Here is a 23,726-nt window from a genome sequence, read left to right on the forward strand (position 1 = left end):
TGTACAAGTTTCTGTAAAAAATTGGTATGACGAACTGGTTATGTTCATCATTTTATTTGCGGTTTGATAGGCTTTATCATAAAGAAAAATTTATCGTTCTCACTCCTGAGTTTGTAGGGTGCGTTTTACGCACCAATTTAGGTGCATGGAATGAACTCAGTGTGATGTGTCGAGGTACGAGGCGCATCCTATATTTTCCTCCCGAACCACTCATTGCAGCAATTCATCAGCCTTATCCGGCGCAGAAAACTCAAGCTCATACCCCGAATACTTACGCAAGTTAATCACCCCCGTATCCAGCAACAAATACTGGCCTTTGATGCCTTCGAGAATTCCCGTGACTAAAGGATTGGTATCCAGGTTGAAAGATTTGACCTTATCGGGATAACGGTTGACGGGGTAATGAAGTTCGACCGCTTGCTCGTCAGGTAAAAACTCAATCGCCTGCGCCCCAAAGCGTTGGATGATGTCAGTTAGTTCAGTTTTACAAGTCGCCAGCAATTTATCCCGGTTGGCAGCTAAATCAATCTCTTCGACGTTATTTTTCAGCATTTGTTGCCAACTGGTCTTGTCGCTGATGTGTTTAGCGATGGCGACTTCGACCAAGCCGCTTATATGGCGTGACTGCACCTTAAAGATGGGCAACGCTTGCACCGCACCCTGGTCGATCCAGCGAGTTGGAATCTGGTTCTGGCGGGTGATGCCGACTTTGATTCCGCTGGAGTTTGCTAGATAGACGTAGTGGGTTTGCATACAGAACGTCTCGCCCCAGACGGGTTCGCGGCAAGTACCGGCAGCGTAATGGCAAGTTTCCGGCTTCATGATACACATGTCGCATTGCGCCAGCGAGACAAAGCACGGGTAACAATAACCCTGGTTAAAGCTTTTTTTGGTAAGCCTGCCGCAATGTACACAACTAATCTTTCCAGCGTAAGTAAGCTTAATCGGCTTGCCAACCAAGGGGTTCAGCGGGACAGCCTGGTCGCTTAACAGCAATTCGTATTGCACCGGCTTGTCCAACTTGGAGCGCATTTTTCGTAAATGTCCCTGCATTCGTCTTCTCTTTTGAGTTAAAAATAACGGCCAGACTTACCTGGCTCAACTGCCCATTAACATTAATGCCGACAGTCCCTGATTAATTTTTCACTGTACAGGCTTGGCAAAAGGCTTCGCCAACGGTTCGCCGACGAAAATCCCCTGCCCCGGTTCGGCTACGCTTTTCCAATAGGCTTCAATCAGGGTATTCCCCCTCAAGTAATAATCCATCAACACGCCAGGATTAGAAAATTTTTCGGGGAAATTACAGGGTTCCACGACGGTGCCATAGCTACCTGTCGCCCCGGCCCCTATCCATTCAAGGATGGACATTTGGGAACCGCCAGTCAATACGCCACCCGTGGAAGTCAAATGATCGGCAACGGCGCCCGGCAAGTAGTTATTTCGGTCGATCCGTTGCACATGCATCAGTCCGGTAAAGTAGAACATCACGTCCGGTCGCTTTTCGATAAAGTTTTTTTGCAAATAGTTGACAGGGAAAACAGCGTCAAATTTTTTCACCACCTCCGGAAAAAAAACCGCGCGCGAACTTCGTGCCCTATCGGTGGTTTTAAGTAAGTAAGCAGAACCTTTGGGCTTTGAATAATCGGATGCGATACCTCGATCTATCAGTTGCCTTACCGTAGCGTAATCTTTAGCGGCTAACGCGATTGTCGGTCGCCAATGGAAATCGTTGTAAGGCCGCGAACTCACAGAATTAAAGTAGGGATTACGGCGCGTTTCGTTGCAGTCAGTCGCACAAAACGCCTTGTCGAAACCCACGGCAAAGGCGGTCGTTATCGACATACAATCCACACGAAACGGCAACAACCAAGTCAGCGCATAGCCTTGTACATTGGCAGGCGTTTGCTTGTCGACCTGTTGTTTGATCGCGGCGAATTCCGCTTCCGACAGGCTTTGAAGCCCAGTCTTGAAGTTTACGTGGATTATCTGATCCGGCAGAATCTTTCGTTTTTCTTGATAATACTTGGCAACCTGTACGCTTTGGGGATCACGGTCATTGACGATAACGGCTATTTCTTTTGCTGTCCAGGCGGGTAAAGCCCTAATGGCTGACTGTGCCTGTAGCGTAGAACCCACGCTTATCAAAAGCAGCCAACCCATTGACGCAAAGCCAACGGACGCCCATTTCGCGAGTGGCTTAAGGTTGCACATTCTTATAGCCATCGGTATTTTTTTCGACCCACCGCGTTTGGCCTGTATCCGAGACTTCCTTTTTCCAGAACGGTGCAGTCGATTTCAGGGTTTCCATGATGAAACGGCAAGCATCGAACGCATCGCCCCGATGCGCCGACCATACCGCCACCAAAACAATCGCCTCATCAGGCCTTATCTCCCCTACCCTGTGCACGACGTAAGCATCAATGATTTCCCACTGCCGTCCGGCATCACCCAGGATTTTGCCCAACTGCTTCTCTGTCATGCCAGGGTAATAGTCCAGTGTCATACTTTGCACACCGACACCGTCGTTATAATCCCTCATAGTGCCGATAAAAATGCTGGTCGCGCCAAATTTAGCTGCCGCTGACGGGAGTGCCGCTTGGTAATCTTGTATTGCTTGCCACGGGTTGAACGCTTCCGGACAAATCTCGACTTTCATTTCAACCTCCGGTCACGGGTGGAAAAAACGCCACTTCGTCGCCGTCTTGGACTTGCGCCTCAAGATCGGCATATTCCATATTGACTGCCGTCAATACATTATCTGGAATCGGTGCGCCTGACGTGGACAGCACCCAAATGTCCTTGACCGACATACCTTGGGCAAATTCCAGGTCATTTTCCGACCTCCCCAAATGCTCACCCAAACTTGCAAAATAACGGACTTTAATTGACATAGACAATCCCACGGACACACAATAATCACTTCAATGCGTGACTGTATAACCGAAATAAACCTTAATTTTACCCATAAATGACCTATACACCACATTTTAATCAGGCGGGTGAAGCGCATATCGTCGATATTAGCGACAAATCGGTTACCCAACGTATGGCAGTCACCGAAGGCTACATTGAGATGCAAGCCGAAACGCTGAAGTTGATTGTCGATATGGCGCACAAGAAAGGCGATGTCCTCGCCATAGCCAGGATTGCGGGCATCATGGCCTGCAAAAAAACGGCGGAGTTGATCCCGCTCTGCCATCCGCTGTCTTTAACCCATGTTGAAATTGACCTGGAACCCGAACTTGACAATAACAGGGTGCGTTGCCAGACTACCGTCAAAACAACTGGACAGACGGGCGTGGAAATGGAAGCATTGACCGCCACCCAGATTGCCTTGCTCACCATTTACGACATGTGCAAGGGCATGGATCGCGGCATGGTGATCCAATCCGTCCGACTATTGGAAAAAGCGGGTGGTAAATCCGGCCACTGGTTGGGCGATTAATGGTTTATTGCTACCCTACAAAGTGATCGATAGTTTTTAAGCTGACTATTCCCATACGCCAGAATGAGCCAATATCCTGAAGGCGATTTATATTTACGCCACAACGACCCATTTTTTTAGCTGCCTAACGGCGCAAACTAAGCCGCACTGAATATTTGTTAAACTACACGCGCAAAATTACTGTAGAGACCCCAATGCCAATTACATTAAAAGAACTCGCCGCCTTTTGCGATGCCCGGATTGAAGGCGGCGACCCATCAGCCATCATCCATTCTGCAGCAGACATCACCAGTGCCCAACAAGGGCAAGTCACACAACTGACTAACCCAAAATACGTTCGATACATCAAGGAATCCACCGCAACGGCTTGCTTTGTCGCTGAAGGTTTGCACGCGGGTGAATTTCCGGCTCACATAGCCCTGCTTATTTGCCCAGATCCGGAAATGGGTTTTATCAAAGCGGTCGAAAAACTGCATCCCGCCAAGACGTATCACAGCCACATTGCCGAACAGTCCATTATCGGCAACAGCGTAACATTAGGCCATGACCTGTTCATCGGCCCTTACGCGGTTATTGGGGAACACACCCACATCGGAGATCGGACGGCGATCCTGTCTGGCGCTTATATCGGTTGCAATGTGACTATCGGCCAAAACTGCCGGATTCATCCGTACGCAGTTATCTACGACAATACCATTATCGGCGACAATGTAACCATCCATTCCGGCGCAATAATCGGTGCTGACGGTTTTGGTTATAAGTTTAGGGGCAACGCCCACAGGAAAGTGCCCCAAGTCGGCAATGTGGTCATTGAAGACAATGTCGAAATTGGCGCCAACACCTGTATTGACCGGGGCGCGTTAGGCAGTACAACGATTGGCATGGGCAGCAAAATAGACAATCTGGTACAAATCGGCCATAACAATAAAGTTGGCAAACATGTCATCATGTGCGGACTTACCGGGGTCTCCGGCTCTTGCACTATCGAAGACTATGCGATCCTGGCCGGTAGCTCAGGCATTGCAGACCACGTCACCATCGGACAAGGCGCAGTGGTGATGGCGCGTTCAGGGGTGGCAGGGAATGTACCGGCTGGTTCGCAGTTTTTTGGCAGCCCTGCTAAAGACAAGAAAACGGCTTACAAAGAACAAATTGCCATCAGCAAATTGCCGGATTTGGTAAAAAAGATAAAATTGCTGGAAGAAGAGATTCGCCAGCTTCAAAACCGAGCTAGCTTTGATGAGTGATGTGACGTTAGGCGATGGCTTAATAACTCAACACCCAAAATGAAAATACCGTCCTCCTGGTTTGACCGGAAGGACGGTATAACCATAAAGCCTTACTTTGAGACGTCGTTTTTGCCGATTTTTGTATGCTGTTGATTTAATTTAGCATCAACTTCAGCATTACTTGCAGCAACAGCGCCGCTTTGCAAATGTTTGGTTTCATCTTTCTTCAGCAAAACAACCAACAAAATGATACAAGCGATTGCGAAACCAACCCATACCCAGGTATTGTCTTTTTCTTGTGCTTCAGCCATTTTAAAATCCTCTATAGTTATTAATATTTTTTTATCCCCCTCTTGCGAGGGAACAACTCAACAAATGTTGTGAGTAGGTTGTCGAAGTATTTTCAACGAGGTAATTTTTAACACGAGTTATGGGGTTGTGTCAAAGCTATATATAAAAAAACCGATGTGAAGATGATTTTTTAGCCGTCCACAACAGATAAACCCCAAACAATATCCCCAAAAAAGCGTTAGCCTTAACCGAAAGACACAAATTTTCATTTGTGTTCACCACGCAGAAGCCCCGTTCAAAAGCCGACGCTCATCAATTTCTGCCTGTAACCCAAAGCCTGAGCTTTGAATACAACCGGAAATTTGGGATGCATAATAACCCTGTAAATCGACTTTACAACAATAAGGCAACATCGACACGACCCACAAAATTGAATTTGTACTGCTCCATCATGACACGCACCAAACCAAGAGGCTTATTGTCAGTATTGCCTCCTCCATCACCCTTAAAGTTTATGTCCGTACAACATAATGTTAAGTCTGTACTTTCATATTCTCTATATTCGGATAAAATAGCGCATAATAAAAATTTGGCATCGCCATTGTGGGCAATACCAAGCATATAAGCATGATTTACCGAGGCAACCCTATGCAACAAAAACTCCCTGCCACCTTATGGGGTAGCGTCCTGCTACTGCTTATCCCTGTTGTCAGTTTTGCAGCAACTGATTTGCCCCCATCGGCTAAGGTTGACATAGGCCCAGTGGAACCCGTCTGCTCCAATTTCATTTCGCCCGAAGCCCGCAAGGAACAGGTTATTGACGGGGTGAAAATCCAGGAATCGCTGTTATGTGACCCTGATTCACCACAAGACATAGCGGCCTTCGTCAAAGGCACTAACAACATATCCATGGAAACCCTCATGTCAACCCAGTTGGCATCCGACGCTATCACCATGTCAGACGACGTGGATAAGGATGGTGACCCCGACAAAATTGTCATCAAACTGGAAGTCGTCGAAATCAATGGGCATTCACCCGATGTTAAAGAACCGATCACAACCTATGATATAGCCCCCGGCATACAACCCACTTTTTGGGTGTTTACCCCTAAAACTAGGGATATGTCCACCCGTAGCCTGTATGAACCGATCGCTAATCCTTTGTTGCGTGCGCCATCCCCCGTCATTCGTGTCGAACAAGACGATGTGATCTGGATCGTCTTGGAGAACACCCACTACTTGCCCCATTCCATCCATTTACATGGAATCGACCACCCATTTATGGATCATAGCGGAACAGGTAACGATGGTGTTGGCCAGACCAGCAACATGGATACCATGCCAGGCGAAACCAAAACTTACGTCATTAAACCCCGCCAAGCCGGCACCATGTATTACCACTGCCACGTACAACCGCACGTCCACATTCCTATGGGCTTGCAAGGTATCTTCGTCGTTGAGGAAAACCGCCCTAACAATTGGGTGCAAACTTTTAATGTCGGTGGCGGGCAAGTTCGCCATCCTTCTGTCGCCGTCTTAGAAAAATACGTCAGGGAATATGACCTACACTACCAATCCGTCGATCGGGAATTACATGAAGTATTTGCACGGTCGGCCAATGATCCGCGCCTGCTTGCCAAACATATAAACACCGAATATGACACTACCGATGCAACGGATGACTACTTTCTGCTGAACGGGCATTCTTTTCCCTATACCCTGCGAGATTCCTTGATACTCATGGGTAAGGATGAAAAGGTCAAATTACGGGTTTTGAACGGGCATACGGAATCCTTCGCCCTGCATATCCATGGCCATAAACCGACAATTACCCATTATGATGGCGTCGACAATGGCCCAAGTTCCTATATTACCCGTGACGTTCATGGCATGGTACCCGCCCAGCGCATCGACCTGGAATTGAGCGGTGTTGATGACGGTTTACACAGTTTCGGACAGGGTATTTGGATGTTCCATGACCATGTCGAAAAGTCTTTCACCACCAATGGGCTTGGCGAAGGCGGCGATATTAGCCTAGTCGTCTATAAAGGTTTTATTGACGACAAGGGCATTCCTTTAGCACATGGCATGAGCCTTGAGCCTTATTTCTCCAAAAACATGTGGAAAGGCAAATACCCAATCTGGCAGGATTACGATGCTTTCCGCAGCCTTGGGCTACCTGACCTGAATGCCGAGTACGAACCTGCCAGAGTTGCCATACAAAAAGCGCCGGTCCAGCCTGGAGCAAGCAGCACAACGATGCTCCCAAAAGATACTATCACAACCAAGTTTTTTTACGGTTTCCTGCTGGGTTTAATCAGCTACTTGGTCATAATAAAACGGCAAATAATTTTGACGGTTTTACGTCAATTGTTGAGGAAAGCAATGGCCTTATTACCCAAAAAACAACGCTGATTTTTTATAGGATGACCTCGCTGTTTCGTTTTTCGACGAAGCAGCAAAACAAACAAAAACAACGAGGATGATTGCTAACTACCCTGCCGTTTTGTCATTTTCAGGTCACGATCCCAGTGGCGGCGCGGGTGTCCAGGCAGATATAGAAACTTTAGTCAGTCATCAGTGCCATGCTGTCAGTGTCATCACGGCACTGACTGAGCAAGATACGCAAAATGTAAAAAAACTAATCCCGCAAACGCCTGATAACATTATCAATCAAGCCATGACCTTGATGGCAGACATTCCCGTCAAAGCCATCAAGATTGGCTTGATCGGTCACCCCGACACCGCGTTGGCTATCCATAAAATAATCAACAAACATCCGACAACTCCCATCATTTTCGACCCGATACTCGCTGCTGGCGGCGGTGCGGATTTATCGGATGATCGCCTTATCAGCACAATCAATAATTTTCTGCTTCCTCAGACAACCGTGTTAACGCCCAATAGCGCCGAAGCCCGCAAGCTAACCGGCTTGGATGACCTTAATGAATGCGGATTAAGCCTGTTGGAAAAGGGTTGCCAGTATGTCCTGATTACCGGCTCCCATGAGGCCACACCCGAAGTCAGCAACCTGCTGTTTCATAACGGCAACTGTTGCGAAACCTATACCTGGAATCGCTTACCTTACAGTTACCATGGCTCGGGCTGCACCCTAGCCGCCAGCATAGCGGCGTTAATCGCAAGGGGGTTAAGCATATTTGATGCTATCTCCGAAGCCCAAGAATATACCTGGAATGCATTAAACGCGGCCTACCAAACCGGCAAAGGCCAACATAATCCGAACCGTTTCTTCTGGGTGGATGATGAATGAAACCCTTTCCAAGCCGTGGCCTTTATGCCATAACCCAAATTCAAGGCAGCCAAACCGAACGACCCTCTATCGAAAGCCTGTGCGAAGCTGTGGATGCTGCGATTCGTGGTGGCGCAGTCGTGATCCAATACCGGGACAAAAACCCGACTGACGCACCTTTCGCCGCCCGAGAACTGGTAAAGACCTGCCATCAATACAACATCCCGCTCATCATCAATGACGATGTCGAACTCGCTGCGCTGGTAAATGCCGATGGTGTGCATCTGGGTAAAGACGACAATGAAATAGCCGCAACCAGGAAGCGATTAGGGAATGCCGCCATCATTGGCGTATCTTGCTATAACTCAATGGAACGGGCATTGGCTGCGCAATCTTTAGGAGCAAGCTATGTTGCTTTTGGGCGCTTCTTTCCCTCCTCGTCAAAACCTTTGGCCGCACCTGCCGATATGGAAACCTTACGCAAGGCAAAATCGGTATTACAGATCCCCATAGTCGCCATCGGCGGAATCCTACCTGAAAATGGCGGTCAACTGCTGGCGGCGGGTGCTGACCTATTGGCCGTTATCGGCGGTGTTTTCAACCAAAACCCCGAGCTGGCGGCGTTGGCTTATCAGCCTTTATTTAAGGGTTGAGACTTATCAATGAAGATAATCGCCATTAGTCTTGTATTTTTGCTGTTGCAATCCTGCACCCCTATCACACAAACGCCAATACCATCACCCAACGTAGGCAAACAAATCGCTTTCAGCCGCGACAAAGGCAATTGCCTGGCCTGCCATGCAATCGAAGACGGGGAATTTCCGGGCAATATTGGCCCTGCCCTGAAAAACCTGCCAACCCGTTTCAAGAACAAACAACAATTGCGTGAACAAATCTGGGATGCCACCCAGTTTAACCCTGAAACCAGCATGCCGCCTTTTGGAAAAAACAAGATCCTCAGCGAAGCTGAAATTGACCTACTCGTTGACTATCTATGGGAGTTAAAATGAACTTCCGATACATGGCAGAAGAACAATTATGAAAGCTAATCGCAGAAAGTTCCTGAAAACATCGCTAGTCCTCGGCACGGCTGGAATTGGGCTATTGGAAACCGGGGTTGCCAACGCCGAATGGAACGCCGCAGATTTTGCACCCAACCCGTTCGATGCGGCGATGAAACAATTGCTCAAGGGCAAAACCATTATCGAAACCGACAAAATCGACCTGAACATCCCTGAGATAGCGGAGAATGGTGCATTAGTCCCGGTGACCGTCACTAGCCGCATTGAAGGTATTCAAAGCATCGCCATCGTCGTCGAGCAAAACCCCGTGCCATTGGCAATCCAAGCAGAATTGATGCCAGAACTCGACCCTTTCATCTCGGCACGCTTGAAACTCGCCAGCACATCATTCGTTTACGCAATCGCCGAAACGGAAAAAGTCTGCTACAGCGTCAAGAAAAAAGTGAAAGTCACCATCGGTGGCTGCGGGGGGTGATATGTCGAGCATAAAAATACGCACCAAACGGCTGGACGGCAACACCCAAATCCGCACCCTAATTTCTCACCCCATGGAACATGGCCGCAATAAAGATAAGACGACCAATAAGCTTATCCCTGCCCATTTCATCCAAGTATTGACTGTCACTCATAATGGCAAAACCATCGCTACTTGCAACATGGGGGCGGGCATTTCCAAAGACCCTTATTTTGCTTTTCTACTGAAAGGCGGCAAAGTCGGGGATGTCATCAGCATTGACTGGGTAGATAACTTGGGCAATAAGGATTCTGAAAAACATACGGTCACGTAATGCTGATTTGTCATGCTGCAAAATGATTATTTTTCAAAACCTGGAATCTTGGGATTTTCTCAATGGTGCGGGGCGCTATTTATTAGCCTTAGTTTGCTTGTCGCCCTGCCCTTGTCCGCCACACCCGAACAAGACCAAGCCGCATTCAGGAAGCATTACCAAGAACGCTTTCCCAACTTAAAGCTCAGCGATTACTCGAATGGCGTTTACGCAATCGACCCGATTGCCAAACAATCCTGGCTGGCCATCGAAGAATTTCCCCCTTATGAAACCGCTATCGAAGCAGGAAAAGTTCTTTTCAACAAACCTTTTGCTAACGGCAGGCACTATACCGATTGCTTCCCGAATAAGGGTATCGCCAACGAATATCCTAAATGGAGCAAAATCCAAGGCGAAGTTGTCACCTTAGCCCAAGCGATCAACGACTGCCGGGCTAGTCAACATGAACCGGCATTACCTTATGACAAGGGTGAGATGATTGACCTGCTTGCGTTTCTGGCCTACTCCGCACGCGGCAAACCGATAGCCGTAAGCATCCCCAAGGACGCCCCCCGCGCACTGGTCGCTTACGAACAAGGCAAAGCCTTTTATTACCAGCGTCACGGCCAGTTAAATTTTTCCTGTGCCMCCTGCCATATCCAAAACGCCGGCAAAAAACTCCGTGCGGAAATACTCAGCGCGTCCCTAGGTCATACCAACAACTGGCCGACTTATCGCTTGAAATGGGGCGAAATGGGCAGCCTGCACCGCCGCTTTGCTGAATGTTTGACGCAGATAAAGGCCGAATCCTTTGCCGAACAAAGCTTGGAATTCAGAAATTTGGAATATTTTTTGGGTTATATGGGGAACGGCGTTCCTATTTCTGGGCCCAGTACGCGGAAATAATTACCTAAAAGGCCTACAAAGAGCTAAATTATCAAGGCTTTTCGAATCTGTCCGAAATATTTTCGAGTAATCGTTTTCCGTGGATGACTGCGACGACGAGAATTCGATTCTGATCCACTTGATAAACAACCCGATAACTGTATACGAACCGCTCCCTGATATTCCCATCTTCAATTTCTGGAACGATTCTTCCTATCCATGGAAAATCTGGAATGCTTCGCACCAGTTCTAAAACCTTTATTACAACTGCCCTGGCGTAGAATTCTGAATCTCTAGCGATATATTTTGCAATCGACTCCAAATCTTCAACAGCTTCAGGCGACCAAACTACTTTGTAGCCCATTTGCTCAAACGTGCCTCAACAGCTTCCTGGGAAATCACCCCTTCACTCTCAGCTCTTTCTATACCTTTACGCACTTTCTCAATCACATAAAGATGATATTGGATATCTTCAAATGTGCAGTCGTCAGGCAATTTTTGAAGCAATGATTGCATTTCAGCTTTTGCGGTATTCATAACAACCTCCAGAATTTTTTTAATTCAACACAAATAACAAATCATGATAGCCAGAGTAACTCCGATTACGCTATCACTATTGTATCTACGCCCCTATTCAAGCGCGGATGTTTGATTTTCAATAAGCTGTCGATAAAATTCCTCATTCTCAGCCATCTTTTCTTCAATCAAGTATCCGGCATAATGGCAAAGTTGATCTCCAAACTTTTCATCAGCGTCTTGTATTTTTTGAATCAATACTCGGGGCAATAAATACCAGTCATGCATTTTCTTAGCTACCTCATCCAATTCACCAACTGAATATTTCGGAAATTGACCCTTATGATTTATATCTAACTCATTTTCCTTAAAGGTTTTTGGCTTTGGGTGAGCCAAAGCATTTCGGTCATTTATTAGTTCATATAAATGCTGATATTCCTGACCACCCTTCGATAGGCTAAATTTATCGACAAGGGGAGGAATAATATAAGTCCACTTTATTAATAGACCGATATTATCTACTTCTTTAAATTGTTTTTTATCCAATTTCAGCGTTAGGAGAGTGTTGGTAACGTTTTCGAGCCAACAAGCGGTAGTAATGATAAACGCCACTTTTAGTGCATCAGTCTTGAACACTTGATCAAGATAGGGTTTGGTTAATTCAAGCAACTCAAAGCGTTTACTATAATCGTCCATTGGAGCACTCTTGGCTTCCTCAAATAAAACATTTTGATGTTTTAAAATATCTCTCAAAATTCGCGCTTCGTCTTTATAATTTTCAAATAACATCTTTGATGCAACTTTTAAAGACCTGTTATATTCCATTTTCATAATGTCTATCCTGTAATCCGTATCCTTAAAGCGAGCGTGTAGCCTGGATGAAGCCTGCTGAATCCGGGTAAGCACGTATTCGATCTTGGTATTAAGTTGCACTTCATACGGGGCACTTCCTAATTCTTAATCCCCGTCCCCTTATGCAACATAACCAAACTAAACCCTGCCAATAAAACAATAAACCCCACAATCATCATCAACGCCAACTGGATATCCACATCCGTCACTTCTATCATGCCGTAGCGGAAGGCATTAATCATGTACATGATGGGGTTGCCCATGATGAGGGTTTGCCAAACGCCGGGCAGCATGTCCACGGAATAGAACACACCGCCCAGGTAGCTTAACGGTGTCAGCACAAAGTTGGGGATAATGCTGATGTCGTCAAAACTTTCTGCCAGCACGGCGTTGATGAAGCCCGCCAGGGAGAATAAGGTGGCGGTCAGGATGGCGACGGCAATGGTAATGGCAGGATGCAACACCACGATGTCGGCAAATAGCATGGAAATTAAGGCAACCACCACGCCGACCAATAATCCCCGACAAATACCGCCGCTGACGTAGCCGCTGAGGATAACCCAGTTAGGGACGGGGGCGACCAGCAGTTCTTCGATGTTGCGCTGGAATTTGGTGGAGTAAAACGACGACACGACATTCGAATAAGAATGGCTGATGACGGACATCAAGATGATGCCAGGGACAATGTAATCCATGTACGTTGCGCCGCTAATCGTGCCGATGCGGTTGCCGATCAGCTTGCCGAAGATAAGGAAATATAAGGCGGTGGTGATCGCCGGGGGCAAAAGGGTTTGCGGCCATATCCGCAGGAATCGGGTGACTTCTTTCTTGACGATGGTTTTTAGGGCGATGGTGTTGTTCATTTTATTCCCCTCACCCTAGCCCTCTCCCTGGGGGAGAGGGGATTTTTTGTGGTAATTTGGAATCGATCAAATCCATAAATAGCTGTTCCAGACGGTTGCTTTTGTTTTTCAGGCTTAGCACCTTGATGTTATTGGCAGTCAATTGGCTAAAAAGTTGGTTCAGCCCAATCGCTTTGGGTACGGAAACATCCAACACCTTGTCGCTGATCCGTTCGACATGGCATCCTTCTAACGCCGGGGCAGCGGCGAGCGGTTCCGCCAAGTCCAGCATAAAATGGTCGACATTCAACCGTGCCAGCAGGCTTGCCATGTCGGAGTTTTCTACGATTTTTCCCTGGTCAATGATGGCAATATTGCGGCACAGGCTTTCCGCTTCTTCCAAATAATGCGTGGTCAGGATGATGGTCGTTCCCTGCTGGTTAACTTCTTTCATCAGTTTCCACATGGAGCGGCGGATTTCGATGTCTACGCCTGCAGTCGGTTCGTCCAAAATCAAGAGTTTGGGCGCATGCACCATGGCCCTGGCGATCATCACGCGGCGTTTCATACCGCCGGACAAACGCCTGGAAATGGTGTTGCGCTTGTCCCATAAATCCATCTGCTTCAGGCACAATTCTGTCCGTTCCAGCGCCAATTTACTGGGCATACCGTAGTATCCGGCTTGGTTCAGCACAATACCTTGTACGGTATCAAACTGGTTAAAATTGATTTCCTGCGGCACTAGGCCGATGCAGCTTTTGGCTCGTTCCCGTTCCTTAACCAAGTCATGGCCGAATATGCTGACCGATCCGCTGCTTGCCGTCACCAACGAGCTGATGATGCCGATCGCCGTAGACTTGCCGGCGCCATTGGGGCCGAGCAGCGCAAAAAAATCGCCGGCCTCGACTTCCAGGTCGATGCCTTTTAACGCCTCAAACCCATTTTTATAGGTTTTCTTGAGGTTGCTGATAGATAATGCCTTCATGTTGAAACTAATGCTTAACGTGGCTGTTCAAATCAGTTAAATTAGCTAGGAAAGCCACTTAACCCGACTTTTTGTGGTTGTCTGTGGGCGGCATTTTAACAGATAACATTCCTCTTCGTAGCTAAAACGGGATTTCCATGCAAAAGAAACCACCTCGCTGTGTGGCTGCCGTAGACCTGGGTTCTAACAGCTTTCACATGATTGTTTGCAGCCTGACCGACGGTAAACTGCAGACGGTAGACCGCCTGAGAGAAATGGTCAGGTTAGCCGCCGGGCTCGACAAAAAAAATGTCCTCGACCACGACACCCAAAAACGGGCGTTGGCTTGCCTGGAACGCTTTGGGCAACGTATCCGGGATTTCCCGCACGATAGCGTTCGTGCCGTAGGGACCAATACCTTACGTAACGCCAAGAATGCCCAGCAATTTCTGGAAAAGGCGGAAAAAGCCTTAAACCATCCTATCCACATCATTTCCGGGATAGAGGAGGCGCGACTCATCTATCAAGGTGTGGCCCACAGTGTTGGCAGTACGGCTGATTTGCGGCTGGTCGTCGATATAGGTGGCGGCAGCACGGAATACATCATCGGCGAAGAAGACATCCCCAAAAAGAAGGAAAGCCTTTCTATGGGGTGCGTGTCGATGAGCAAGCGATTTTTCCCCCGCGGCCAATTATCGAAAAACGCTTTCGGCAAATCCATCCTCTATGCCGAGCTAAAGTTGGAGCCTTTCCAGAAAAAATTCCACCGTAAACACTGGGAACAGGCTATTGGTTCGTCGGGTACGTTGCGCTCCATTGATAAGGTGCTGCAAGCCAAGGGCTGGAGCAATAACGGCATCACCATGAGCGGCCTCGAGAATTTGGTCGCACACATTAAGCAATGTGAACATATTAATGAACTGAATTTGCCGGACTTGGATCCTGAACGATTGCCGGTATTCCCTGGCGGTGTTGCGATTGCCTACGCTACTTTCAAAAACCTGGATATTGATCAGATGAGCGTCGCCGACGGCGCATTGCGGGAGGGCTTGATCCAAGACCTTTTGGGACGTATTTACGACCATGATATCCGCTCTGCTACCGTAAAAACGCTGGCAGACCGTTACCATACCGACAAGCATCACGCGAATCGCATCAAACAAACTATCAGGCACATGCTTAGCCAATTAAGCTGCGATTCCTGTTTGTTGGACAAACCAGAGGTTGAACAATTTTTGGAATGGGCGGGGGAACTGCACGAAATCGGCCACGACATCGCGCACAACCAATACCACAAACATAGCGCCTATATTATCGAACATGCCGATTTGGCAGGCTTCACCAACCAAGACCAAACCCTCTTGGCGACGATCATCCGCTGCCATAAGCGCAAATTTCCGCGTTCCCGTTTTAATGAATTACCCGCTCCTTGGAACAATCTAGCACCTTTCATGACCATTATCCTCCGTCTGGCTGTCGTGCTGCACCGTAATCGGCAGGAACATGTCCTTCCTGACTTTACGATAGGCATTACCAAATCCACGATTGAACTGCGTTTTCCCAGTGGCTGGCTGCTCAATTCGCCCCTGACCCATGCCGATTTAATCCAGGAAGCCGATTACCTTAAACCCGTCGGTTTCAAGTTGGAGTTCTCCTGACGCAACAATGAAAACCTTATTGCGTATTGTCCTAGGATTTATCGCCGCAATCATTTTCGTGATTGTGATGATGGTTTTTTTCGGCATCAGCAACGAGCCGGACGTCAAGCTCGACTGGGTTATGAACCAAGCCGATATTGAACGCGCCAAAAAAATCCTGCATGAAGGTTATAAGACCAGGGCCGATGAAATCGGCACTATTGAACTGAGCTACGCAGACCTTAACTTGGCTGCCAATTATCTGTTAAACCGTTTCACCAAAGGACGGGCATTGATTTCCTTAAAGGAGAACAAACTTAAGTTTGAAGTCACTGCGGCCTTACCGGAAAATAGGTTGGGCAAATACCTGAACATTACCTTCCGATTAGGCAACGAAGACGGGAATCAACTACCGACGCTAACCAAATTTAAGGCCGGAAAATTGTTACTGCCATCCAAGGCAGCCGCTTTCGTTATCCAAACAATTATCAAACATTCAAAATTGAATGAGTATTTTCTCCTGGCAACTGACCCTATCAAAGCTGTCGCTATTGATGACGACAAAATAACCATCACCTACCATCCCAGCCAAGCCACATTGGACACTGCCCGCGATTTTCTTGCCCATAACACCACTCAATACGACCATGCCAAAGTCTACAAAAGCAAATTGGCTGAAATCATCCGTCAGCATGATCCCGATTGGCGCTTATCCCTGGCAGAACTCTTGCAGCCACTGTTTGCCCTTGCCTACCAACGCGCCAGTTTAGACACGGCGATTGAGGAGAACAGGGCCATTATCAATACGGTCAATGATTACGTAAATCACTCAAAATCAGTCGCAACCCCCATAAAACCTTTCTACTCTGCTTTTATCTATAAACGAAACGACTTGGCGCAACACTTCATCGGTGCGGCAGCCATTACGACATCGGTCAACAGTGAAATTGCCCAGGTTCTAGGGGAAGAAAAAGAATTGCATGATGCCAGGGACGGCAGTGGTTTTAGTTTTATTGACTTGGCTGCAGACAAGGCCGGTACCCGCTTTGGCGAACTGGCGATTGCCAGCCCGCGTTCTGCCAGGAAATTGCAAGAGGCGATGGCCGGCATAAAAGACTACACGGATTTTATGCCCGACCCTAGAACCCTGCCCGAACACATGGACGAAGCCGAATTTAACAAACGCTATGGTTCAACCCAAAGTGAGGCTTACCAAATGATGTCAAAGCGGATAGATGAACTGATAGCAGCGATGCCTATTTATAAGCAGTAGAAAAAGGGGAAACGAGCGAGGCGACGACAATGTCGCCTCTGCCCGAATAAATCAAAATTAATTAAACGTCGTGCCTGGTGTGGCCGGTAAACGCGGCATTTTTTGCTCAGGGAATTCGCCTGTCAAGGCATTCAGGAAGGCAACTATATCAGTTATTTCATCTTTCGACAGGTCTTTATCCAACTGCAATTTAGCCATTACCTTGACCGCTTCATCCAGGGTTTTCACGGCGCCATTGTGGAAATAAGGCGCCGTAAGGGCAATGTTACGCAAGGTTGGCACTTTAAACAGGTGTTCATCGCCAGACTTCTTGGTCACTTCCGCCAAGCCCAAATCCTTCGTGAAATGGTATTTGGCTTGGTACATGCCGTTACCGTGCACAGGGAACTTTTGGAACATGCCTGGGCCGTTAAATGCTGGGCCGCTATGGCAACCGGTACAACCCAGTTCCGCAACCTTATTCATGCCACGCACTTGCTGGTCAGTCATCGCCGATTGGTCGCCACTTGCGTACTTGTCATACGGACTGTTCGGCGTAATCAGGGTGCGTTCATAAGCCGCAATCGCCTTGGTCGCCGTATCTTTGGAGATCGCATTACCGCCAAAGGCATCGGCGAATGCTTTTTGATAGCCTTCAATGGAATTCAACCGGACGACCACCTCATCCCAGTTTTTCATCCCCATTTCGATAGGATTGGTCACAGGCCCTGCGGCTTGGGCTTCCAGGCTTTCTGCCCTGCCATCCCAGAATTGCACCTTATTGAACGCCGCATTCCATACCGTTGGCGCACTACGTCCGCCCGTTTGTCCATTTACGCCCATCGAATTCGGACGGTTATCTTCGCCGCCCAACATCGTGTTATGGCAAGACGAACAGGAGACCGTCCCCGTCGAAGACAAACGCGGATCGTGGTATAACATTCTACCCAATTCGACTTTAGCAGGCGTGGTCGGATTATCCATGGGTGCAGGCGCTTCCGTGGGCAACACATCCCAGGCAACTGCTACAGAAACCGAACTTGCCAAGGCAACTGCCGTCAGCAGTGAATTAAACTTAATCATATTCTCCTCCGATATATAGTTATTATTGATAGTCAAACCACTGTACCCCAAAGTATCAGCAATCCAGTAACCTTTATTATTCTCGCCTGAATTGTAAAATATAAATCAGGCCAGGTACACTCAAATTACAGGCAATCATTTTGGACTATTGAAATCATGTTACTTGCTGAAAAAATTACCCTGACAGCCGAAGAATACCTTAAAGGGGAAGAAACCGCTGACTTTAAGCACGAATACCAGAACGGTGAAGTGTGGGTGATGGCGGGTGATAGCGGGAGCTACCGATAACCACGTTACTATTGCTGGCAATTTGTTCGTTTTGCTTAAACAACACCTAAAGAACACGCCCTGCCGCACCAACATCTCAGACATGAAAGTCCGGGTCGAAAAGGCCGATGCTTATTTTTACCCTGATGTCATGGTCACTTGCAACCCCAAAGACCAGGCTAACACACTCTATAAGCAGCACCCCGTATTTATCGCCGAAGTGCTGTCGCCTTCCACGGAAGCCTTTGATCGCGGCAATAAATTCAACGCGTACCGACAATTAGACTGCTTAAAGACTTATTGGTTGATAGACACACAAGCCATGCGTATCGACAGCTTTACCCGCACCCAAAACGACGACTGGCTGCTGCACAGCTACACCAAAGCCGATGAAATCGTTGAAATTAAAGGGATTGAAGTGCAGTGTTTGTTGAAAGAACTTTACGAAGGGACGTTGCCAAACTAACGGAGTTGAATAACCTTAACACCTGTTGCCAATTTATCCCAATGCTTATCCGCCGTAATCACTGGAAGTTTCTTAAGATAAGCGAGTGTTAAACAAGCACGATCCCCCAGTGACAGGCCAATTTCCCTCGTACTTAGCCTTAACTTCCCCGTTTCCCAAGCTTGTTTATCGTCAAACGGTTCAATCTGTAATTCCAAATTATCCATTACTGATTTTACCGAAAGCTCGGCTAGCCCTGCCTCAAGCAGCTTACCCACAACCTCAGCCGCATTCACGGTAGACAGTATGCCCCTGCCTTCAACCAACACTTCGTGGACTTTTTCATGCCCAGTTTCGTCTTGAAGATAAGCAAGCACGGCGGAAGCGTCCAAAACAACCTGCTTAGTCATTGGCTTCCGCCCTGCGCTCCTCAACCAACTGATCCGCTAAAGAAACCGGTACAGTAGCTGCCTTGACGATGGCCTTGGCTTGTTGCAAGCGTTGCTTTCGGGTTGAAATATGCAATTCACCATCGTGGTAAGACAAGATCACCTGATCGCCCGTGTCAATGCCCATCTTCCGGCGGATTTCCGCAGGGATGACAATACGCCCGCCTGGAGATACTTGTGCTGTAGTTAATGACATATTTTATATATTCTGACACATTTGAGTTAATATGTCACATATTAACATTTATGGCAATAATATTCAGCATTTTCCAAATTCGTCATTCCGGCATGGATTGCCGGAATCCAGAACACAGGAATGTGCCAGCTAAAATCACCGTGAAGACTTGGCATTGCCATCCATGGCTTCTGGATCTCGGCAATCCATGCCGAGATGACGTGTTATAGATACCCACAACTGACAAAAATTGTCACAAAGTGACGGGATAAGCGTGTAGCTGGGTTGAAGGATAAAGCCTAATGACTAAAAATGGGAGTTGCGTTTGCAAGCAAGGCCTACATCGAAAATTATTTTAATTTTCTATAACAATAAGTTGATCGACATAAATGCAACTATTGGGCTTTAGTCCGACACAAACCAATTAACTGGCACACTACCTGCTTAAGGTTTTGGGAAACGCAAGCAACACACAAGTTTTAGACTTCAACTCTTCACAACCAAAGGAAACTTAGAATGAGACATCAAATGCAAAAAGTACAACAAGGCTTCACCTTGATCGAATTAATGATCGTGGTTGCCATCATCGGTATCTTAGCGGCCATCGCGATTCCGGCGTATCAGGATTACATTATCCGTGCCAAACTTACGGAAGTTATCACAGCGGCTGATGCTTGTAAAACTTCTGTTTCTGAATATTACCAATCGACAAATACAATGCCGGCTACCCTACTAGCATCGGGCTGCGCTAGCGTAGTAACACAATCTGTAAATGGGCTCACTATAGGCACAGGCGCCAACGCCGGTGTAATTACGGTAGCAGCCCGGACCACAACGTTGGGTGGTAACATAGCTGATGCTGCTGGAGGCAACTTCGTCCTGTCACCAACAACATCAAGTGGTACCATTAGCTGGACTTGCGGTTTTGGTACTGGTCCAACTAAAAGTACAATCCTTCAAAAATATTTGCCAGCAAACTGCCGTTAAGGTATAAGCGAGCGAATTGGAAACGCCCCCTCAGTGGGGCGTTTTTTTTTGCCTCTTTATAGTTGAATTCTAATGATCGACTATATTTAAGATATGCCCAATAATAAGGATGAGTTTTAACCATATGACAATCAAGGGCAACTTGATCTTATCGTTTACCAAATTATATGCAGCGCTACTTATTCCGATATCAGCAATTTGCTTTCTTATCTATTGGCCCGGTTTATCGGGTGGTTTTTTATTTGACGATAATGCCAATCTTAATCAATTGGGCGATTTTAATGGCGTCAGGAATTTCGAAACCTTTGTGTTGTTCGTGGGCAATGGCATCGCCGGCCCTACCGGGCGACCGCTCAGCCTGTTGAGCTTTTTGTTGAACGGCAGCACTTGGCCAACTGACCCTTACCCTTTTAAACTGACCAATGTTCTATTACATTTATTAAGTGGATTTTTTTTATATTTGTTATCTCGCTTAATTTTTCTAAGTTTCAATCTTAAGCCCAAACAAGCCGTTGTTGCGGCAATCATCGCCACCAGTTTTTGGTTACTACACCCGTTTTTCGTTTCCACCGTGTTATATGTTGTGCAACGCATGGCAATGTTGAGCGCGTTTTTCTCGATAGTCGGTTTATGGTTATATTGTAAGGGGCGTTTACGGTTAGGAGATAACAACAACCGTAGCGGCTATATCACGATGAGCCTAGGGCTTGGCTCGGGTACCTTGCTGGCTATTTTGAGCAAGGAAAATGGTGTGCTATTGCCATTATTGGCGGCTTGTGTGGAATTATGCATTTTCAGGCATCCTAGTTCCATCGCAAGACCGATTAACCGTTATTGGTCTTGGGCTTTTCTGGTATTGCCGAGCTTTGTGGTAGCGGCTTACTTGATCCACAGCATTGAACCTTACACCTTTACCCATTCCTTCGGAAACCGCGACTTTAACTTGCCAGAACGCTTGCTGACCGAAAACCGGATTATGACGGGTTATTTGTATAACCTGTTGATCCCAAAACTGTCTTACCCTGGACTGCTTTATGAAAATATTGAAGTGTCCAAAAGCTTGTGGCAACCTCTATCTACCTTGTTTTGTACACTGTTTATCATTGGCTTATTTTTTTCAGCTTTGATGTTACGAAAACGGTTTCCCTTTTTTGCCTTGGCGGTTCTGTTTTTCTTTGCAGGCCATGTGTTGGAATCCACAACGATAGGCTTGGAGCTGTATTTTGAACATCGTAATTATTTGCCCGCTATCTTCCTGTTTATGCCAGCAGGTTATTATTTTGTAACCCAACAAAGCCGATTGATAAAGGGCTTTATTATAGCCTTGTTAGTTATCTGCCCCATTTTCACCTACCAACTCAGCAGCTTATGGGGTAACGATTTGGCTTTAACCCAGGTTTGGGCGAAACAAAACCCCACGTCATCACGCGCCCAACTATCGGCTGCTCTCGCCTTGGAAAACAAAGGATACCAACTTGCCACCCTAGGACTACTTAGCCAAGCAAAAGCAACGATACCGGATAGCCTGGACTTGCATTGGTACTGGCTAAAGCTCAAGTGCCGATTGCAGGGTGTTTCGGCTGATGAATTTGCCGAAATTAAGCAAGTATCAAGTACAGTGCCTTTTCAAATCCACCAATACAATATGTTGCAAGCCACTATCGATACCATGCTTAACCCAGATTGCAAAGGTGTAAATAGCGAAAACGCATTGGTATTGTTGGATGTTTTACAAACTAACCCAGGAATTTTACAAGATAGCGGCAGACTTTTTCAGCTTCATCATCTTAAAGGTTTGGTGTACGCCTCAACCAACCGTCCTAAAGAAGCGCTAGCCGAATACAAGAAAGTATTGGCTTTAAGGGGCAACATCGAACATGGATTAATTCAAATGGGGGTGTTGGCGTCACATGGCTTTTTCCCAGAAGCCCTGGAGCATTTAAACGATGTTGATAAAATACTGGCCGGACAACCACAGCCCTCCCAAACTTTGTTTAAAACGAAATTGGATTATCAGGCTGAAATTGCCAGAATAAGGCAGAATTTGCTTGACGACATAAAAGCCAGCAAGAAGTAACACAGCTATTGCTGCCCCGTAAATTCGTCATTTTGGCATGGAACACCGCGTCATTCCGGCAGGGATTGCCGGATCCCAGGTGTCAGGGATGACAGAGCTTACCGTCCATGGCACTGGATACCCGCTTCCCGGCGGGTATGACGTACTTTTTGGCTCTTTGCCAAGCAAGTATTCTAATTTCCATTTAAATCAGTTATGCAATCTTACTTATTTTTGTAGCTACTTTCACGTCCCTGTGTTCTGGATTCCGGCAAGCAACGCAAGTTCCTACTCGCCTGCCGGAATGACGATCTGCATGAAAAATAGCCCTTATAAAATTTAATCTAGCAACTATAATTGATTCAATAGTTTGCCATTAAGTCTTAAGCCAATCATGCAGCAAAATTCTTTGAGCATCGTTTTACCCGCCAAAAACGAATCGAACTCCCTTAAATCCTTAATCCCGCAAATTAAAGCCATCGCACCAACTGCCGAAATCCTGGTGATTAATGACGGTTCTACCGACGATACCGCAAAAATTGCGAGTGACGCTGGTGCGAAAGTGATTACCCACCCTTATTCTCAAGGCAATGGCGCAGCCATCAAAACAGGCGCAAGAAATGCGGCTGGCGACATCATTATCTTCATGGATGCCGACGGACAGCATGACCCTGAAGACATACCCGTACTGTTGAACAAATTAAGCGAAGGCTACGATATGATTGTGGGCGCAAGAAGTGTCAACACCCATGCCAGCTTGTCCAAGCGCTGTGCCAATTCGTTTTATAACAAATTGGCAACATTTATGACTGGACACAAAATTGAAGATTTAACCTGCGGCTTCCGTGTAGTCAGGGCGGATAAGTTCCGAAAGTTTTTGTATTTGCTGCCCAACGGCTTCTCCTACCCAACCACCAGCACCATGGCTTTTTTTCGCTCCGGCTTTCCGGTCGCGTATATCCCTATCCATGCGGGCGTACGTAACGGCAAGAGCCATATCAACATCATGAAGGATGGCTTTCGATTCTTTATCATTATCCTAAGGATTGGCTCGTTGTTTTCCCCGATGCGCTTGTTTTTGCCGATTAGCGCGGTAATTTTTACGACCGGCTTAGGCTATTACGCTTACACATATTTTACGTCCAATCGCTTCACCAATATGAGCGGCGTACTTTTTCTGGCATCCCTGCTTATTTTCTTGATTGGCATTCTTTCAGAACAAATATCCTCATTGCATTACAAAGCTGCTGAAGACAATAGACGGACATAAAATTATTTTAACATTATGATTTATATAATTTTAGGGACACGA

31 protein-coding genes are annotated in these 23,726 nt (G+C 47.0%); 17 read left to right on the forward strand and 14 right to left on the reverse strand.

The window, feature by feature from the left end; genetic code table 11:
- Positions 1-210 precede the first annotated feature (210 nt).
- The 4 genes from MGMO_RS17770 to MGMO_RS17785 form a co-directional block, all read right to left on the reverse strand.
- Positions 211-1,053 (reverse strand): DUF2797 domain-containing protein, encoded by an 843-nt coding sequence (locus tag MGMO_RS17770; RefSeq protein ID WP_023496470.1) that lies wholly within the window; start codon positions 1,051-1,053, stop codon positions 211-213.
- A 90-nt stretch (positions 1,054-1,143) separates the two neighbouring features.
- Entirely contained in the window at positions 1,144-2,160 is a 1,017-nt protein-coding gene (locus MGMO_RS17775) for a TIGR03790 family protein (protein WP_036308776.1), read from the reverse strand.
- 37 nt (positions 2,161-2,197) lie between these two features.
- Positions 2,198-2,656 carry a molybdenum cofactor biosynthesis protein MoaE gene (locus tag MGMO_RS17780; RefSeq protein WP_023496472.1) on the reverse strand — a complete coding sequence of 153 codons (459 nt, stop codon included), beginning with the start codon at positions 2,654-2,656 and terminating at the stop codon, positions 2,198-2,200.
- Between the two features lies 1 nt (position 2,657).
- Complete coding sequence (locus tag MGMO_RS17785; RefSeq protein ID WP_023496473.1) at positions 2,658-2,891, reverse strand: MoaD/ThiS family protein; 234 nt, start codon at positions 2,889-2,891, stop codon at positions 2,658-2,660.
- 77 nt (positions 2,892-2,968) lie between these two features.
- Here MGMO_RS17785 and moaC point away from each other — a divergent pair, with 77 nt between their 5' ends.
- Complete coding sequence (gene moaC, locus MGMO_RS17790) at positions 2,969-3,445, forward strand: cyclic pyranopterin monophosphate synthase MoaC (protein ID WP_023496474.1); 477 nt, start codon at positions 2,969-2,971, stop codon at positions 3,443-3,445.
- A gap of 194 nt (positions 3,446-3,639) precedes the next feature.
- Positions 3,640-4,692 carry a UDP-3-O-(3-hydroxymyristoyl)glucosamine N-acyltransferase gene (gene lpxD / locus MGMO_RS17795; protein WP_023496475.1) on the forward strand — a complete coding sequence of 351 codons (1,053 nt, stop codon included), beginning with the start codon at positions 3,640-3,642 and terminating at the stop codon, positions 4,690-4,692.
- 92 nt (positions 4,693-4,784) lie between these two features.
- On the opposite strand, the gene MGMO_RS17800 is transcribed toward lpxD, so the two are convergent.
- Both MGMO_RS17800 and MGMO_RS17805 read right to left on the reverse strand, forming a co-directional pair.
- Complete coding sequence (locus tag MGMO_RS17800) at positions 4,785-4,985, reverse strand: hypothetical protein (RefSeq protein WP_023496476.1); 201 nt, start codon at positions 4,983-4,985, stop codon at positions 4,785-4,787.
- Positions 4,986-5,358: 373 nt separating this feature from the next.
- Positions 5,359-5,619: a hypothetical protein gene (locus MGMO_RS17805; protein ID WP_152976403.1), complete on the reverse strand. Its 261-nt coding sequence runs from the start codon at positions 5,617-5,619 to the stop codon at positions 5,359-5,361.
- On the opposite strand from MGMO_RS17805, the gene MGMO_RS17810 reads away from it, so the two are divergent.
- From MGMO_RS17810 to soxA, 7 genes are all read left to right on the forward strand, one after another.
- Complete coding sequence (locus tag MGMO_RS17810) at positions 5,614-7,380, forward strand: multicopper oxidase domain-containing protein (RefSeq protein ID WP_023496478.1); 1,767 nt, start codon at positions 5,614-5,616, stop codon at positions 7,378-7,380. The genes MGMO_RS17805 and MGMO_RS17810 overlap by 6 nt on opposite strands.
- 67 nt (positions 7,381-7,447) lie before the next feature.
- Positions 7,448-8,236 (forward strand): bifunctional hydroxymethylpyrimidine kinase/phosphomethylpyrimidine kinase, encoded by a 789-nt coding sequence (thiD, locus tag MGMO_RS17815; RefSeq protein WP_023496479.1) that lies wholly within the window; start codon positions 7,448-7,450, stop codon positions 8,234-8,236.
- Entirely contained in the window at positions 8,233-8,868 is a 636-nt protein-coding gene (gene thiE / locus MGMO_RS17820) for a thiamine phosphate synthase (RefSeq protein ID WP_023496480.1), read from the forward strand. Before thiD ends, thiE begins: the two co-directional genes overlap by 4 nt.
- Positions 8,869-8,877: 9 nt before the next feature.
- Positions 8,878-9,225, forward strand: a complete 348-nt coding sequence (soxX, locus tag MGMO_RS17825) for a sulfur oxidation c-type cytochrome SoxX (protein ID WP_023496481.1) — start codon at positions 8,878-8,880, stop codon at positions 9,223-9,225.
- 28 nt (positions 9,226-9,253) lie between these two features.
- Entirely contained in the window at positions 9,254-9,712 is a 459-nt protein-coding gene (gene soxY / locus MGMO_RS17830; RefSeq protein WP_023496482.1) for a thiosulfate oxidation carrier protein SoxY, read from the forward strand.
- Position 9,713: 1 nt separating this feature from the next.
- Positions 9,714-10,025, forward strand: coding sequence for a thiosulfate oxidation carrier complex protein SoxZ (gene soxZ, locus MGMO_RS17835; RefSeq protein ID WP_023496483.1), 312 nt, complete (start codon positions 9,714-9,716; stop codon positions 10,023-10,025).
- A 12-nt stretch (positions 10,026-10,037) separates the two neighbouring features.
- Positions 10,038-10,910 (forward strand): sulfur oxidation c-type cytochrome SoxA, encoded by an 873-nt coding sequence (soxA, locus tag MGMO_RS17840; RefSeq protein ID WP_023496484.1) that lies wholly within the window; start codon positions 10,038-10,040, stop codon positions 10,908-10,910.
- A gap of 31 nt (positions 10,911-10,941) precedes the next feature.
- Here the strand turns inward: soxA and MGMO_RS17845 are convergent, their stop codons facing one another.
- From MGMO_RS17845 to MGMO_RS17865, 5 genes are all read right to left on the reverse strand, one after another.
- Positions 10,942-11,253, reverse strand: coding sequence for a type II toxin-antitoxin system RelE/ParE family toxin (locus tag MGMO_RS17845; protein WP_023496485.1), 312 nt, complete (start codon positions 11,251-11,253; stop codon positions 10,942-10,944).
- Positions 11,238-11,426 carry a hypothetical protein gene (locus MGMO_RS17850; RefSeq protein ID WP_023496486.1) on the reverse strand — a complete coding sequence of 63 codons (189 nt, stop codon included), beginning with the start codon at positions 11,424-11,426 and terminating at the stop codon, positions 11,238-11,240. The genes MGMO_RS17845 and MGMO_RS17850 overlap by 16 nt, the downstream gene beginning before the upstream one ends.
- 93 nt (positions 11,427-11,519) lie before the next feature.
- On the reverse strand, positions 11,520-12,236 hold the full coding sequence (locus tag MGMO_RS17855; protein ID WP_023496487.1) for a hypothetical protein: 717 nt from the start codon (positions 12,234-12,236) through the stop codon (positions 11,520-11,522).
- 119 nt (positions 12,237-12,355) lie between these two features.
- Positions 12,356-13,120 (reverse strand): ABC transporter permease, encoded by a 765-nt coding sequence (locus tag MGMO_RS17860; protein ID WP_023496488.1) that lies wholly within the window; start codon positions 13,118-13,120, stop codon positions 12,356-12,358.
- 10 nt (positions 13,121-13,130) lie between these two features.
- On the reverse strand, positions 13,131-14,084 hold the full coding sequence (locus MGMO_RS17865; RefSeq protein ID WP_023496489.1) for an ABC transporter ATP-binding protein: 954 nt from the start codon (positions 14,082-14,084) through the stop codon (positions 13,131-13,133).
- A gap of 137 nt (positions 14,085-14,221) precedes the next feature.
- On the opposite strand from MGMO_RS17865, the gene ppx reads away from it, so the two are divergent.
- The gene (gene ppx / locus MGMO_RS17870; RefSeq protein ID WP_023496490.1) at positions 14,222-15,721 is read left to right on the forward strand and encodes an exopolyphosphatase; all 1,500 of its coding nucleotides are present in this window, start codon (positions 14,222-14,224) and stop codon (positions 15,719-15,721) included.
- 7 nt (positions 15,722-15,728) lie between these two features.
- Complete coding sequence (locus tag MGMO_RS17875) at positions 15,729-16,973, forward strand: hypothetical protein (RefSeq protein WP_023496491.1); 1,245 nt, start codon at positions 15,729-15,731, stop codon at positions 16,971-16,973.
- A 57-nt stretch (positions 16,974-17,030) separates the two neighbouring features.
- Here the strand turns inward: MGMO_RS17875 and MGMO_RS17880 are convergent, their stop codons facing one another.
- Positions 17,031-18,035, reverse strand: coding sequence for a cytochrome-c peroxidase (locus MGMO_RS17880; RefSeq protein ID WP_023496492.1), 1,005 nt, complete (start codon positions 18,033-18,035; stop codon positions 17,031-17,033).
- Between the two features lie 156 nt (positions 18,036-18,191).
- On the opposite strand from MGMO_RS17880, the gene MGMO_RS20750 reads away from it, so the two are divergent.
- Together MGMO_RS20750 and MGMO_RS19210 are read left to right on the forward strand one after the other, a co-directional pair.
- Positions 18,192-18,323, forward strand: a complete 132-nt coding sequence (locus MGMO_RS20750) for a hypothetical protein (protein ID WP_023496493.1) — start codon at positions 18,192-18,194, stop codon at positions 18,321-18,323.
- Positions 18,301-18,768 (forward strand): Uma2 family endonuclease, encoded by a 468-nt coding sequence (locus MGMO_RS19210; RefSeq protein WP_200922750.1) that lies wholly within the window; start codon positions 18,301-18,303, stop codon positions 18,766-18,768. Before MGMO_RS20750 ends, MGMO_RS19210 begins: the two co-directional genes overlap by 23 nt.
- On the opposite strand, the gene MGMO_RS17890 is transcribed toward MGMO_RS19210, so the two are convergent.
- Together MGMO_RS17890 and MGMO_RS19215 are read right to left on the reverse strand one after the other, a co-directional pair.
- On the reverse strand, positions 18,765-19,157 hold the full coding sequence (locus MGMO_RS17890) for a type II toxin-antitoxin system VapC family toxin (protein ID WP_023496495.1): 393 nt from the start codon (positions 19,155-19,157) through the stop codon (positions 18,765-18,767). The two genes, MGMO_RS19210 and MGMO_RS17890, sit on opposite strands and share 4 nt — an antisense overlap.
- A complete protein-coding gene (locus MGMO_RS19215; protein ID WP_023496496.1) occupies positions 19,150-19,392 on the reverse strand; it encodes an AbrB/MazE/SpoVT family DNA-binding domain-containing protein in 243 nt (80 codons plus the stop codon). The genes MGMO_RS17890 and MGMO_RS19215 overlap by 8 nt, the downstream gene beginning before the upstream one ends.
- A 495-nt stretch (positions 19,393-19,887) precedes the next feature.
- On the opposite strand from MGMO_RS19215, the gene MGMO_RS17895 reads away from it, so the two are divergent.
- The 4 genes from MGMO_RS17895 (at position 19,888) to MGMO_RS17905 (ending at position 23,684) form a co-directional block, all read left to right on the forward strand.
- Positions 19,888-20,358 (forward strand): pilin, encoded by a 471-nt coding sequence (locus MGMO_RS17895; protein WP_023496497.1) that lies wholly within the window; start codon positions 19,888-19,890, stop codon positions 20,356-20,358.
- A 109-nt stretch (positions 20,359-20,467) separates the two neighbouring features.
- Positions 20,468-22,435, forward strand: coding sequence for a tetratricopeptide repeat protein (locus tag MGMO_RS17900; protein ID WP_152976404.1), 1,968 nt, complete (start codon positions 20,468-20,470; stop codon positions 22,433-22,435).
- A gap of 37 nt (positions 22,436-22,472) precedes the next feature.
- Entirely contained in the window at positions 22,473-22,757 is a 285-nt protein-coding gene (locus MGMO_RS19770) for a hypothetical protein (protein WP_023496499.1), read from the forward strand.
- Between the two features lie 51 nt (positions 22,758-22,808).
- Positions 22,809-23,684 (forward strand): glycosyltransferase family 2 protein, encoded by an 876-nt coding sequence (locus tag MGMO_RS17905; protein ID WP_023496500.1) that lies wholly within the window; start codon positions 22,809-22,811, stop codon positions 23,682-23,684.
- Positions 23,685-23,726 lie beyond the last annotated feature (42 nt).

Source organism: Methyloglobulus morosus KoM1, assembly GCF_000496735.2.
Taxonomy (GTDB): Bacteria; Pseudomonadota; Gammaproteobacteria; order Methylococcales; family Methylomonadaceae; genus Methyloglobulus; species Methyloglobulus morosus.

What these genes read in the sequence shown, in the direction of transcription:
- MGMO_RS17770 (WP_023496470.1), bottom strand. Translation starts at nt 1,053, where the DNA reads ATGCAGGGACATTTACGAAAAATGCGCTCCAAGTTGGACAAGCCGGTG.
- MGMO_RS17775 (WP_036308776.1), bottom strand. Translation starts at nt 2,160, where the DNA reads ATGGGTTGGCTGCTTTTGATAAGCGTGGGTTCTACGCTACAGGCACAG.
- MGMO_RS17780 (WP_023496472.1), bottom strand. Translation starts at nt 2,656, where the DNA reads ATGAAAGTCGAGATTTGTCCGGAAGCGTTCAACCCGTGGCAAGCAATA.
- MGMO_RS17785 (WP_023496473.1), bottom strand. Translation starts at nt 2,891, where the DNA reads ATGTCAATTAAAGTCCGTTATTTTGCAAGTTTGGGTGAGCATTTGGGG.
- moaC (WP_023496474.1), top strand. Translation starts at nt 2,969, where the DNA reads ATGACCTATACACCACATTTTAATCAGGCGGGTGAAGCGCATATCGTC.
- lpxD (WP_023496475.1), top strand. Translation starts at nt 3,640, where the DNA reads ATGCCAATTACATTAAAAGAACTCGCCGCCTTTTGCGATGCCCGGATT.
- MGMO_RS17800 (WP_023496476.1), bottom strand. Translation starts at nt 4,985, where the DNA reads ATGGCTGAAGCACAAGAAAAAGACAATACCTGGGTATGGGTTGGTTTC.
- MGMO_RS17810 (WP_023496478.1), top strand. Translation starts at nt 5,614, where the DNA reads ATGCAACAAAAACTCCCTGCCACCTTATGGGGTAGCGTCCTGCTACTG.
- thiD (WP_023496479.1), top strand. Translation starts at nt 7,448, where the DNA reads ATGATTGCTAACTACCCTGCCGTTTTGTCATTTTCAGGTCACGATCCC.
- thiE (WP_023496480.1), top strand. Translation starts at nt 8,233, where the DNA reads ATGAAACCCTTTCCAAGCCGTGGCCTTTATGCCATAACCCAAATTCAA.
- soxX (WP_023496481.1), top strand. Translation starts at nt 8,878, where the DNA reads ATGAAGATAATCGCCATTAGTCTTGTATTTTTGCTGTTGCAATCCTGC.
- soxY (WP_023496482.1), top strand. Translation starts at nt 9,254, where the DNA reads ATGAAAGCTAATCGCAGAAAGTTCCTGAAAACATCGCTAGTCCTCGGC.
- soxZ (WP_023496483.1), top strand. Translation starts at nt 9,714, where the DNA reads ATGTCGAGCATAAAAATACGCACCAAACGGCTGGACGGCAACACCCAA.
- MGMO_RS17845 (WP_023496485.1), bottom strand. Translation starts at nt 11,253, where the DNA reads ATGGGCTACAAAGTAGTTTGGTCGCCTGAAGCTGTTGAAGATTTGGAG.
- MGMO_RS17850 (WP_023496486.1), bottom strand. Translation starts at nt 11,426, where the DNA reads ATGAATACCGCAAAAGCTGAAATGCAATCATTGCTTCAAAAATTGCCT.
- MGMO_RS17855 (WP_023496487.1), bottom strand. Translation starts at nt 12,236, where the DNA reads ATGAAAATGGAATATAACAGGTCTTTAAAAGTTGCATCAAAGATGTTA.
- MGMO_RS17860 (WP_023496488.1), bottom strand. Translation starts at nt 13,120, where the DNA reads ATGAACAACACCATCGCCCTAAAAACCATCGTCAAGAAAGAAGTCACC.
- MGMO_RS17865 (WP_023496489.1), bottom strand. Translation starts at nt 14,084, where the DNA reads ATGAAGGCATTATCTATCAGCAACCTCAAGAAAACCTATAAAAATGGG.
- ppx (WP_023496490.1), top strand. Translation starts at nt 14,222, where the DNA reads ATGCAAAAGAAACCACCTCGCTGTGTGGCTGCCGTAGACCTGGGTTCT.
- MGMO_RS17875 (WP_023496491.1), top strand. Translation starts at nt 15,729, where the DNA reads ATGAAAACCTTATTGCGTATTGTCCTAGGATTTATCGCCGCAATCATT.
- MGMO_RS17880 (WP_023496492.1), bottom strand. Translation starts at nt 18,035, where the DNA reads ATGATTAAGTTTAATTCACTGCTGACGGCAGTTGCCTTGGCAAGTTCG.
- MGMO_RS20750 (WP_023496493.1), top strand. Translation starts at nt 18,192, where the DNA reads ATGTTACTTGCTGAAAAAATTACCCTGACAGCCGAAGAATACCTTAAA.
- MGMO_RS17890 (WP_023496495.1), bottom strand. Translation starts at nt 19,157, where the DNA reads ATGACTAAGCAGGTTGTTTTGGACGCTTCCGCCGTGCTTGCTTATCTT.
- MGMO_RS19215 (WP_023496496.1), bottom strand. Translation starts at nt 19,392, where the DNA reads ATGTCATTAACTACAGCACAAGTATCTCCAGGCGGGCGTATTGTCATC.
- MGMO_RS17895 (WP_023496497.1), top strand. Translation starts at nt 19,888, where the DNA reads ATGAGACATCAAATGCAAAAAGTACAACAAGGCTTCACCTTGATCGAA.
- MGMO_RS17900 (WP_152976404.1), top strand. Translation starts at nt 20,468, where the DNA reads ATGAGTTTTAACCATATGACAATCAAGGGCAACTTGATCTTATCGTTT.
- MGMO_RS19770 (WP_023496499.1), top strand. Translation starts at nt 22,473, where the DNA reads ATGGAACACCGCGTCATTCCGGCAGGGATTGCCGGATCCCAGGTGTCA.
- MGMO_RS17905 (WP_023496500.1), top strand. Translation starts at nt 22,809, where the DNA reads ATGCAGCAAAATTCTTTGAGCATCGTTTTACCCGCCAAAAACGAATCG.